Source organism: Cupriavidus sp. 8B (assembly GCF_054589115.1).
Genome location: NZ_BAAILO010000139.1, coordinates 35,845 through 47,012 on the forward strand (window position 1 = coordinate 35,845; position 11,168 = coordinate 47,012).

Sequence of the window (11,168 nt, forward strand, 5' to 3'; positions counted from 1 at the left end):
ATTTAACCTTTGGTGAGGACTCCGGGATGGTGCCAGCCATACGATGCGGCCAACGATCCATGGCAGCGATCGATGGCAAGTCGGTCGCTGCGATCGATACATTGAGGCAAGGAGCACATCATGGGAAGCAGAAGGCGCTTTTTGGTATCGGGCAGTGCCGCCTTGGCGGCCATTGCGGCCGTCAGTAGCGGCTGGCGCGCGCTGGCCGCGGGTCCGGCTAACGCGGGCAAACCCGCCGAAACCTTCGAGGTGGTGCGCTCCGACGCGCAGTGGCGCCAGATGCTGACCTCGGCCCAGTACAACGTGCTGCGCCAGGAAGGCACGGAGCGGCCTTACAGCAGTCCGCTGAACGACGAGCATCGCGCCGGCCTGTTCGCCTGTGCCGGATGCCAGCTCGACCTCTTCTCATCGCGCACCAAGTTCGACAGCCGCACCGGCTGGCCCAGCTTCTGGGCGCCGCTGGAGAACGCCGTGCACACGCACGAGGACCGCTCATTCGGCATATCGCGCACGGAAGTGCACTGCCGGCGCTGCGGCGGCCACCTGGGCCATGTATTCAACGACGGCCCCAAGCCGACCGGGCTGCGCTACTGCATGAACGGCGTGGCGATGACGTTCAAGCCGCAAGCCGCCTGAGCCCGCGCGGGCCTCCAACGCCGACCACAACCATACAGAAGATTCCATGTTCCTCCTTATCCTCGCCTATCTTGGCGGCGCGCTCACCATCCTCAGCCCGTGCATCCTGCCCGTGCTGCCCTTCGTGTTTTCACGGGCCGACCAGCCCTTTGTGCGCAGCGGCCTGCCGCTGCTGGCCGGCATGGCGCTGACGTTCGCGGCGGTGGCAACGCTGGCGGCGGTTGGCGGCGGCTGGGTAACCCAGGCCAACCAATATGGACGCTGGCTGGCCATTGCCTTGCTGGCCGTTTTTGGCCTGACGCTGCTGCTACCGCGCTTCGCAGAGCGGTTGATGCACCCGCTGGTCAGCGCGGGCAGCCGGCTCTCCGCGTTTGCGCAGGCCGATGGCGATCAGGTGCGGCCAGGCTCGTCGTTCCTGCTCGGCATTGCCACCGGCCTGTTGTGGGCGCCATGCGCCGGCCCCATCCTCGGCCTCGTGCTGACGGGGGCGGCGCTGCGCGGCGCCAGCGTCGGCACCACGCTGCTGCTGGTCGCTTACGCGGCCGGCGCGGCCACGTCGCTGGCGGTGGCCTTGCTGATCGGCGGCCGCGTCTTTACCGCGATGAAGCGCTCACTGGGCGCGGGGGAATGGGTCCGGCGCGGCATCGGCGCGGCCATGCTGCTCGGCGTGGTTGCCATCGGGCTGGGGCTGGACACCGGCGTGCTGGCCCGCGTCTCGACCGTGGCCACGGGCGGCATCGAGCAGCAGCTGGTCGACAAGCTGTCGGCGAAGCAGGCTGAAGCCGGCAACGGCCCTGCCGTGACGGCATCGTCCGGCGCGATGATGCGCGCAACGAGCCTCAAGACCGGCCAGAGCGCCGCCGCGGCCCTGCCCGTGGAGGGCCAGTTACCCGGGCTGGGCGGCGCCGTGGAGTGGCTGAACTCGCCGCCGCTCACGGCCGAAGCGCTGCGCGGCAAGGTGGTGCTGGTCGATTTCTGGACGTACTCGTGCATCAACTGCCTGCGCACCCTGCCCTACGTGAAGGCCTGGGCGCAGAAGTACCGCGACCAGGGGCTGGTGGTGATCGGCGTGCACGCGCCGGAGTTTGCCTTCGAGCGCAACCTGGACAACGTGAAGAAGGCCACGCGCGACCTCGGCATCGACTACCCGGTGGCCGTCGACAACAACTACGCGATCTGGCGCGCCTTTAACAACCAGTACTGGCCGGCGCACTACTTCATCGACGCGCAGGGGCAGATCCGCTTTCATCATTTTGGCGAGGGCGAGTATGCCAGGTCCGAGCAGGTGATCCAGCAGCTGCTGGCGGAAGCGGGCCACGCCGATGCCGCAAAGGTGGCCATGGGCATCGGCAATGCCGATGCGCAAGGCGTGCAGATGGCCGCCGACAAGGCAGAGATACAGTCCGGCGAAACCTACCTCGGCTACGAGCGTGCGCAGAACTTCGCCTCGCCCGGCGGCGAAGCGCAAGACAGGGCGCACACTTACACCGCGCCCGTCAATCCCGCGCTCAACGACTGGGGCCTGGCCGGCACCTGGCGGGTCGGTGCCGAACACGCCGCGCTGGCCGGCGCCTCCGGGCGCATCGTCTACCGCTTTCACGCCCGCGACCTGCACCTGGTGCTGGGGCCGGGCAAGGACGGCAAGCCGGTGCGGTTCCGCGTGAGCATCGACGGCGCCGCGCCGGGCGACGCGCGCGGCACGGATGTGGCAGCGGATGGCAGCGGCACGGTCACCGAGCAGCGGCTATACCAGTTGGTGCGGCAGACGGGCAAAGTGGCCGAGCACACGTTCGCCATCGAATTCCTGGACCCCGGCGTGGAGGCTTACGCCTTTACCTTCGGCTGACGCGCACGGAAGACGCTCGGCAAAAGCACGCAAGAAACAGCATCGAACTCACTGATCACGACACGGCAGGCAACGTTCAAGGATAGGCAATCATGACCACGCACTCTTCAACCGGTTTCTCCTGGTGGACGCGTTCGTCCGCCGCAAAAGTAGCAGGCCTCGTCATGCTGGCGGCGGGCCTGCTGGCATGGCAGCGCGTGGCCAACTCGGCCGAAGACGCCGTCAAGATCCCGCCGCCCGCGCTGGATGAAAAAGCCGGCACGGCGCCGACGGAAACGGCCGTGTTCGCCGGTGGCTGCTTCTGGGGCGTGCAAGGCGTGTTCCAGCACGTGCGCGGCGTGAAGCAGGTCACATCCGGCTATGCCGGTGGCGCTGCCAGCACCGCCCAGTACGAGACCGTCAGCGGCGGCGGCACTGGCCATGCCGAATCGGTGGAGGTCACGTTCGACCCGGCGCAGGTCAGCTACGGCCGCCTGCTGCAGGTCTTCTTCTCGGTCGCGCACAACCCCACCCAGCTCAACTTCCAGGGCCCGGACCACGGCACGCAATATCGCTCGGCGGTGTTCCCGCTTAACGCCGAGCAGCGCAGCGTGGCGCAGGCGTATATCGCGCAGCTGGGCAAGGCCAATGCGTTCAAGGCCCCCATCGTCACCCGCATCGAGGACTACAAGGCCTTCTACCCGGCGGAGAGCTATCACCAGAACTTCCTGACCCGCCATCCTTCGCACCCGTACATCGTCATCAACGACCTGCCCAAGATCGGCTACCTGAAGCAGATGTTCCCGGAGCTGTACCGCAATGACCCGGTGCTGCTGAAGGTGGCGGGTTCGTGATGGCACGGCGCGGCGCCGCGCCGCTCAGCGCCGCCGCCCCTTGAGGATCGCGGTGCCGCCGTAGCGCGCATCCGCCCACAGCCTGCGCTCGATACGAATGAGCTGGTTGTACTTCGCGGTGCGATCCGAGCGGGAGATGGACCCCGTCTTGATCTGGCCGCATCGGATCGCTACCGCCAGGTCCGCGATGCTCACGTCCTCGGTCTCGCCCGAGGACGCCGAGGTGATTATCGGCTGGCTGCGGGACAAGCTGGCGGAGTATGAACCCGGGATGTAGGGCCGCGGCTTGCTTATCCATGCCCATGCCACCCGCGCACGATTCCATTTGGGATTAGGATTTCGATTTCGGCTTCGAACCCGCAACCCCACCGGATCCGCATCATGTTTCAGCTATCTGGCGACACCTCCGCGCTCTCCAAGGCCGCGCAATATGAAGAGCTGGTCGCCCAGGCTCGCGCCCTGCTGGCGGACGAGACCGACCGCATCGCCAACGCCGCCAACTTCTCGGCGCTGGTTTATCACTCGCTGCAGGATCTCAACTGGGCCGGCTTCTACTTCTACGACGGCACCGAGCTGGTGGTCGGGCCGTTCCAGGGCAAGCCCGCCTGCGTGCGGATTGGCCTGGGCAAGGGCGTCTGCGGCACCGCGGCGCAAACCCGCAGCACGCAGGTCGTGCGGGACGTGCATGCGTTTGCCGGGCATATCGCCTGCGATTCAGCCTCCCAATCGGAGATCGTCGTCCCGCTGATCGCCGGCGACGGCACCCTCATCGGCGTATGGGACGTGGACAGCCCGGTGATGGCCCGCTTCGATGGCGAAGACGCGGCAGGCATGGAAGCGCTGTGCAGGGTGTTTGTGGAGCTGGGCTGGACGCAGCCCTAGGCAATGGATCGCGCTTATTTCGGTGCCGCTGGCGGTGCCGCCGGTGGTGACGCCGGTACGAGCCCGTAGCTGGACATGACCGCAACCAGCGCGGCGCGGTCGGGCGGCCCGCCGGCATGGATGACATCGGCGACGTCGCGGAAGTACTGGGCCCCGATGTCCGGCGTGAGAACGATCAATGCGCGAGCCACATCGCCGTGCGGGTTGCTGAATTGATGAACCGATCCGCGCGGGGTATGCATCCATTCGCCTGGCGCGAGGTCTCGGGCTACTCCATCGACAGCGTACCGGAGCCTGCCCTCCAGCACATAGACGCACTCTTCGTTATGCGTGTGGCTATGCGGTGGCGGAACTTGCGAGCCGGGCGGCACCGTCAATTCGAATACACCCATCCCACCCGTAGCGGATCCATCGATCAGGTACTGGATGTGCAATTGACCCAATTGGATCGATTCGCCTGGAGTTACGCCGTCAAGAGTCACTTTCAGTCTCCCGCCAATTAAGGGAATCGCTCGCCCGTGCCGCAATTGCGATTCTAGGTCAGTGGGACTGCTTGCGACAGGGCCATCCACAGACAGGGGGCAGGCAGGCAGCGGAGTTGCCTGCCCTGGGCCAGGTCCCACTGCAGCGCAAAGGCCTGCCCGCCCGCATCGGTGATCGGATGCGCCGTGCGCCCGGCGGCGGCCAGGTCGGGTGCTTATCCCTCCGCCGTGATCTTCTTGTCCTTGATCAGCTTCGCCCACTTGGCCTGTTCGATGCGCATGAACTCCGCGAACCGCTCCGGCGAGCCGCCGCCGTCTTCCGCGCCGAACTCTTCCAGCTTGGCGGCCACGTCCGGCATGGCGAGCACCTTGTTCACGTCGGCATTGATGCGCGCGACCATCGCCGGTGGCAGCCCGGCTGGCCCGACCAAGCCGAACCAGATACTCGCGTCGAAACCGGGGAAGCCGGATTCCGCCACGGTCGGCACATTGGAAAAGCCCTTCACGCGCTTGTTGCCCGTCTGCGCAATGGCGATCAGCTTGCCCTCCTTGATAAACGGCGTCGCGGTCGTCATGCCTTCGAAAGCAAACTGCACATGCCCACCTAGCAGATCGGTAGCCAGCGGCGCCGAGCCCTTGTAGGGCACGTGCAGCACCGAAACGCCGGAACGCTGCTCGAACAGCGCCAGGGCGAGATGCTGCGCGGAGCCGGAACCGGCCGACCCGAAGGTGACCTGGTTCGGCGTCTTCCTGGCCAGGTCGATCAGCGCCTGCACCGTCCTGACCGGCTGCGCGCGGCTGGCGATCAGCACCTGCGGCGTCTTGCCGACCAGCGCAATTGCCGTGAAATCCCGCTCGGCCGAATAGTTGAGACGGGCATGCAAGCCAGGCGCGATGCCGAGCGCATTGATATGGCCCAGCATCAGCGTGTTGCCATCCGGGGCCGCCTTGGCCACCTCCGCCGCGGCGATCAGGCCGGCTGCGCCGGCCTTGTTATCCACCACGACCGGCACGCCCCACAGCGCGCCAAGCTTGTTGGTGATGATCCGGGCGATTACATCCGTGCCGCCGCCCGGGGGAAACCCGACCACGACGCGTATCGGGCCTTTGGGCAACACGGGATCGGCGGCAAGCGCGGGCAAAGCGCCCGCGGCAGCCAGGGTGGCAAGGGCGCGGGTAAAGGCGCGTCGGTCCATGATGGTTGTCTCCGTATTTTTATGTTCTTAGTGCCGTGCTGCGGGAGTATGCATGCCGCTCAGGACGTGGTCGTCCACTTGCCATACTTCGCCACCTGCTTCTCTTCGAAGCCAAAGCCCAGCCCCGGTGTCTGGTGCAGCACCACGCGGCCGTCCTTGTGCCCGAGCTGCCGATCGATCAGGCGGCGGAAGTTCAGCACCTGGTCGTCCCAGAAGAATTCCACATAGCGCGCGTTCGGGGTGGCCGCCACCAGCGGCGCGTGCACATCGTGGAACCAGTGCGGGCACACCTGCACGCCGTAGCCGGCCGCGATGGCCGCGATGCGCTTCCACTCGGTGATGCCGCCGCACACCGCCGCGTCCGTTTGCAGGATGGCGGCGCCGCCCATATCGAGCAGTTGCTTGTGATACCAGCGGCCGTAGCCGATCTCCGCGGTGGCCACGGGGATGGAGGTCAGCTTGGCCAGGCGCGCGTGGCTTTCGATATCGTCCGGGCCGAACGGCTCTTCGATAAAGTACGGGTGGTACTGCTCGATGCGGCTGAGGTACTGCATCGCCTGCACCGTGTCGACCCAGCCGTTGTTGCAGTCCAGCATCAGCTCCACGTCCGGCCCGATGGCTTCGCGCGCGGCCTTCACGCGGGATTCCTCCCCCTTGGGGTCCCAGCGCCCGGTCTTCATCTTGACCGCCTTGAAGCCAAGCGCGACATAGCTGGCCATTTCCTCGCCGACCATCGCGGCGGTCTTGCCTTCGACGTAGTAGCCGCCGCTTGCATATGCGGGCACCGTATCCAGCTCGACCGCGCCCAGGTACTTGTGCAGCGGCAGGCCGACCGCCTTGGCGTTCAAGTCCCACAGCGCGATATCCAGCGCGCTGATGGCCCGCATGACGGTACCCATGCGGCCTTGCAGGAGCGCCTCCTGGTACATCTGCTGCCACAGCCCTTCCACGCCGAGCGACTCCTTGCCGATCAGCACGGACGCGAGCAACTGCTCCACCGCCACCCGGAACAGCTCTCCGCCCGCGCTGCCCACGTAGCAAAAGCCGATGCCTTCCACGCCATCGGCGGACCGCACCTTCACCAGGCCATAGTGGCGCTCGGTCACGGTGCGGTTGGAGAACGAGGTCACGTGGTCAAGCGGCACGCGGGCGACGCAAACTTCGATGGATTGGATGATCGGCATACAGGTCTCTCTCGGGTAGGTGGCGAATGGTCTTGGGTAAGTGCACGTAGTGTTGCTCACCCAAATCCACCAGAAAAGCGCCGCCATGATGTTTCTGAACACGTAAAATGCGTGTTTATGGACATCAACTTCCTGCAAACCTTTATCGTCGTGGTGGATGCCGGCTCCATCGCGGAAGCCGCCCGGCGCCTCGACCTGGCGCCCACCACCGTGGCGCAGCAGATCAAGGCGCTCGAAGCCGACATCGGCAGCAAGCTGCTGGCGCGCTCGGGGCGCACGGTGCGCCCCACCATCGCCGGCAGCCGGATACTGGAACGCGCCCGGCTGGTGGTGCGGGAAGTCGGCAACCTGCGCTCCGAGGCATCGGACACTGCGCTGCCCGCCGGCCCGCTGCGCCTGGGCTGCGCCCCGACCGCGCTGATGGGCCTGCTGCCGAGCGCGCTGCGCGAATGGAAGCGGCGCTACCCGGGCATCGAGATCTTTATCGAGCCGGGCACGTCGGTGGCGCTGATGGCCAAGGTCGTCAGCGGCGAGCTGGATGCCGCGGTGCTGGTGCACCCCGCCTTTGCCATGCCCAAGACCTGCGAGTGGGTGCCGCTGCGCAACGAGTCGCTGATCCTGCTGACACCGGCGCGCATGAAGGTGACCGACCCGCTGCAGACCATCGCCCGCGAGCCGTTTATCCGCTACGACCGCAACGTGGTGGCTGGCAAGCAGGCCGACGACTACCTGCACCGCCACAACCTGCGGCCGCAGGTCCAGTTCGAGCTGGACGGCATCGAGCATATTGCCAAGCTGGTGGCCGAAGGCCTGGGCGTATCGGTGCTGCCGGACTGGGCGCCAGGCGGGCAGCAGGACGCCAGGGTGCGGCGCTGGGCGCTGCCGGCGCCCTGCCCGCAGCGCACGGTGGGCATGGTGTGGCTGCGCGGGTCGGTGCGCTCGCCGCTGGCGGCGGCGCTGGCGGCGCTGCTGGATACCAGCCTGCCAGCGCCCGCGGCGGCCTAGGGCTGCCCGGGCGCTTGCCTTCGCGCCGAGGCCTGCGATAGCCAGAGCGCCCAGGGGCGTTGCGCGTTATCGGATGCCGCTTGCAGCACCCCGCGCGACGGCAGTCGCATGGTGCGCCCAAGACGCAAATTGCATTTTTTGCAGTTTTCATATTCAGTAGTTCCTGGACGGTCGCCTTACCATCCGGGACGCTCTATGCCACGCAACTACTCCGAGCTAGAGATCGTCATCGACAGCGATGGCGATGGCACGTACGCGGTGGAGGCACGCCATCGGGTGCCGGAGGGCGACGCCATCACGCCGCGCGTGCCGCTGGCATTGTCGCCGGATGCGCCGGCGCTGCGCGACGCGGATCCCCAGGTATGCGGTCGCGCGCTGGCCGCCAGCCTGTTTGCCGCGCCGGTCGTGCGCGATGCCTTTGTCACCGCGCAGAACGCCGCGGACGAGCGGCGCCTGGACCTGCGCGTGCGCCTGCGCATCAGCGTGCTGGCGCGCGAGCTGCACGCGCTGCCCTGGGAGACCTTGTTCGACCCGGCCGGCGAGCATCCACTCTTCATCGGGCAACGTTGCTTTTTCTCACGCTACCTGTTTGCGCGTGAGATGCGCCTGCCCAAGCTGCGCGCCAAGAGCGACGTGACGGCGCTGGTGGTCGTGTCAAACCCGGGCGGCCTCGGCCCGGAGCTGGCGCCGATCGATGCCGCGGGCGAAGCCGCGCGTGCCAGCGCCGCGCTGGCCCCGATCCCCGTGACCGTGCTGGCCGAGCCGGGGTGCGCCACGGTTGAGCGCATCCTTGCCGGCTTGCGCGACGGCGTGGACGTGCTCTACCTCGTCTGCCACGGGGCGCTGGTGGACGATGAGCCGATGCTGTGGCTGGAACGCATGGACGGCACCCGCGACCTGGTGTCCGGCAGCGTGCTGGTGAACCGCATCGGCGCGCTGGAACGCCCGCCCAGCCTGGTGGTGCTGTGCTCCTGCCAGAGCGCGGGCACGGGGGCGGCACGCTGCGCCAGCACGCTGATGGCACTGGGCCCGTTGCTGGCGCAGGCCGGCGTGCCTGCCGTGCTGGCCATGCAGGGCAATGTGAGCGTGGCCACCATGTCCGCCTTCATGCCGGTGTTCTTTGCCGAGCTGCGCGACCACGGCGAGGTGGACCGCGCCGCGGGCGTTGCGCGCGCAGCCGTGAGCCAGTATCCGGACTGGTGGATGCCTGCGGTGTTCACGCGGCTGGACAGCGGCCGGATCTTCTACCCACCTGGCTTCGGCCCCGACGAAGGCGATGGCGCAGACGCCTGGCGCGCCGTCATCGAAAACATCCAGCACGGCGAGACCACGCCGATCCTCGGGCCCGCCATGAGCGAGACGGTCTTCGGCTCGCGCCTGCAACTGGCGCAGATGTGGGCCGAGGCCTATCACTTCCCGATGGCGGCGCACGAGCGCGACGAGCTGCCGCAGGTGGCGCAGTACCTGGCCGTGTCCCAGCAAGGCGTGTTTCCGCGGCGGCTCTTCTTCAAGTTCGCCTACCAGCACCTGAGCCAGCAGTACCGCGACATCCTGCCGGCCGCGCTGTCGGCGCTGCGCAACGAAGACATCATCGCGCAGCTTGGCGAAGTGGTTTGCGCCGTGGGGCGCGCGCAACGCCAGCGGGATCCCGGCAACCCCTACCGCGCCATGGCGCGGCTCAAGCTGCCGGTCTACCTGACGACGGATCCGAGCGACCTGCTTGCCGATGCGCTGCGCGAGGGCGGTGCCGATCCCGGCATCCGCCTGTGCCGCTGGAACCGCCAGGCGCAGGCCTGCGACGACGCGCTGGCCGAAGGCCGCAAGCGCGCCTCCCCCACCGCGCAGGCGCCGATGGTGCTCAAGCTGTTTGGCGACCTGCGCGAGCCCGGCTCGCTGGTGCTGACCGAGGACCAGTACTTTGACTACCTCACCAGCGTATCGACGACCAGCAACGCCATCCCGCTGGCCGTGCGGGCGCGCCTGAACGACAGCGCGCTGCTGTTTGTCGGCTTCGACGTGCAGTCGTGGGAATTCCGCATCCTGTTTCGCAGCATCCTCAACCTGGAGGGCGCGGACCTGCGCCAGGAGTACCAGCACCTCTCGGCGCAGCTGGACCCCAACAGCATCGTCGACCCGGTGAGCGCGCGGCGCTACCTGGAGCGCTACTTCCAGGACAAGGCGCGGCTCAAGCTGTACTGGGGCGACGTGGGCATGTTCACCGCCGAACTGCTGCGGCGCCTGGAGGCCTGAGATGGCGGCCAATCCTGCCTACGACAGCGCGGCGCAGCGCGCCCATGGCCCGTACATCGGCCCCATGCCGCTGGACGAGACCGACCCGATCTTCGGGCGGGATGCCGAGATCGAGGAGTTGCGCGACCGCCTGATCGCCGACCGCATCGTGTTGCTGTACTCGCCATCCGGCGCGGGCAAGAGCTCGCTGATCGAGGCAGGGCTGCGGCCGCGCCTGTCGGATCGTTTCGACATGTTGCCGACCGCCCGCGTGAGCGTGCCGTACGAAGGCGCCAACCGCTACGTCACCAGCGTGCTGCACTGCTGGGCCGCGCGCACCGAGCTCAAGCCGCGCGCGGACGATACGCTCTTGTCCTGCCTGGCCCGCCTGGAAGACCCCGGCCACGGCGGCCGCGCACGGCGGCTGCTGATCGTGCTCGACCAGTTCGAGGAGATCTTCACGCTCGACACCACCGACACCGGCGCCAAGCAGGTGTTCTTTGCGCAGCTGGGCGACTTGCTCGGCCGTAGCGGGAGCCCCGTCTGGGCCCTGGTAGCGATGCGTGAGGAGTACTTCTCCTGGCTCGATGCCTATCGCGACCTGGTGCCCACGCGGCTGACCAACACCATGCGGATCGACCTGCTGTCCCGCGAGCAGGCGCTGGAAGCGCTGCGCGGGCCCGCACTGGAAGCTGGCGTGGATTTTCGGGAAGACGCGGCACGGCAGCTCGTGAAGGATCTGGCCCAGGTCCGCACGCGGGACGCCACGGGCAAGGTGAGCCTGCGCGAGGGGCGATATATCGAGCCGGTGCAGTTGCAGGTGGTGGGCCTGAGCCTGTGGCAGGCGTGTTTCGGCCCGGCCGGGGCGCCGGCGC

10 protein-coding genes and 1 pseudogene are annotated in these 11,168 nt (G+C 67.6%); 7 read left to right on the plus strand and 4 right to left on the minus strand.

Annotated features, from left to right (window positions below; genetic code table 11):
* Nucleotides 1-120 precede the first annotated feature (120 nt).
* The 3 genes from msrB (at nucleotide 121) to msrA (ending at nucleotide 3,315) form a co-directional block, all read left to right on the plus strand.
* Nucleotides 121-636 (plus strand): peptide-methionine (R)-S-oxide reductase MsrB, encoded by a 516-nt coding sequence (msrB, locus tag ACYP5B_RS14705; protein ID WP_400096556.1) that lies wholly within the window; start codon nucleotides 121-123, stop codon nucleotides 634-636.
* Between the two features lie 46 nt (nucleotides 637-682).
* The gene (locus ACYP5B_RS14710) at nucleotides 683-2,482 is read left to right on the plus strand and encodes a cytochrome c biogenesis protein DipZ (RefSeq protein ID WP_400096555.1); all 1,800 of its coding nucleotides are present in this window, start codon (nucleotides 683-685) and stop codon (nucleotides 2,480-2,482) included.
* Between the two features lie 92 nt (nucleotides 2,483-2,574).
* Nucleotides 2,575-3,315, plus strand: coding sequence for a peptide-methionine (S)-S-oxide reductase MsrA (gene msrA / locus ACYP5B_RS14715; protein WP_318235228.1), 741 nt, complete (start codon nucleotides 2,575-2,577; stop codon nucleotides 3,313-3,315).
* A 24-nt stretch (nucleotides 3,316-3,339) separates the two neighbouring features.
* Here msrA and eno read toward each other — a convergent pair.
* A pseudogene (eno, locus tag ACYP5B_RS14720) lies at nucleotides 3,340-3,546 on the minus strand (phosphopyruvate hydratase); the annotation flags it as partial.
* 150 nt (nucleotides 3,547-3,696) lie between these two features.
* Between eno and ACYP5B_RS14725 the strand changes: the two are divergent.
* Nucleotides 3,697-4,197: a GAF domain-containing protein gene (locus ACYP5B_RS14725; RefSeq protein WP_459570201.1), complete on the plus strand. Its 501-nt coding sequence runs from the start codon at nucleotides 3,697-3,699 to the stop codon at nucleotides 4,195-4,197.
* Between the two features lie 14 nt (nucleotides 4,198-4,211).
* On the opposite strand, the gene ACYP5B_RS14730 is transcribed toward ACYP5B_RS14725, so the two are convergent.
* From ACYP5B_RS14730 to ACYP5B_RS14740, 3 genes are all read right to left on the minus strand, one after another.
* Nucleotides 4,212-4,589 carry a cupin domain-containing protein gene (locus tag ACYP5B_RS14730; RefSeq protein WP_318235240.1) on the minus strand — a complete coding sequence of 126 codons (378 nt, stop codon included), beginning with the start codon at nucleotides 4,587-4,589 and terminating at the stop codon, nucleotides 4,212-4,214.
* Nucleotides 4,590-4,894: 305 nt separating this feature from the next.
* Nucleotides 4,895-5,875 (minus strand): Bug family tripartite tricarboxylate transporter substrate binding protein, encoded by a 981-nt coding sequence (locus tag ACYP5B_RS14735; protein ID WP_400096553.1) that lies wholly within the window; start codon nucleotides 5,873-5,875, stop codon nucleotides 4,895-4,897.
* Between the two features lie 59 nt (nucleotides 5,876-5,934).
* On the minus strand, nucleotides 5,935-7,059 hold the full coding sequence (locus ACYP5B_RS14740) for a mandelate racemase/muconate lactonizing enzyme family protein (RefSeq protein WP_459570202.1): 1,125 nt from the start codon (nucleotides 7,057-7,059) through the stop codon (nucleotides 5,935-5,937).
* Nucleotides 7,060-7,176: 117 nt separating this feature from the next.
* On the opposite strand from ACYP5B_RS14740, the gene ACYP5B_RS14745 reads away from it, so the two are divergent.
* From ACYP5B_RS14745 to ACYP5B_RS14755, 3 genes are all read left to right on the plus strand, one after another.
* Nucleotides 7,177-8,064 carry a LysR family transcriptional regulator gene (locus ACYP5B_RS14745; protein WP_400096551.1) on the plus strand — a complete coding sequence of 296 codons (888 nt, stop codon included), beginning with the start codon at nucleotides 7,177-7,179 and terminating at the stop codon, nucleotides 8,062-8,064.
* 195 nt (nucleotides 8,065-8,259) lie between these two features.
* Nucleotides 8,260-10,314, plus strand: coding sequence for a CHAT domain-containing protein (locus ACYP5B_RS14750; protein WP_400096550.1), 2,055 nt, complete (start codon nucleotides 8,260-8,262; stop codon nucleotides 10,312-10,314).
* Between the two features lies 1 nt (nucleotide 10,315).
* Nucleotides 10,316-11,168, plus strand: an 853-nt coding sequence (locus tag ACYP5B_RS14755) for an nSTAND1 domain-containing NTPase (protein WP_459570203.1), incomplete at its 3' end; no start/stop codon positions are given.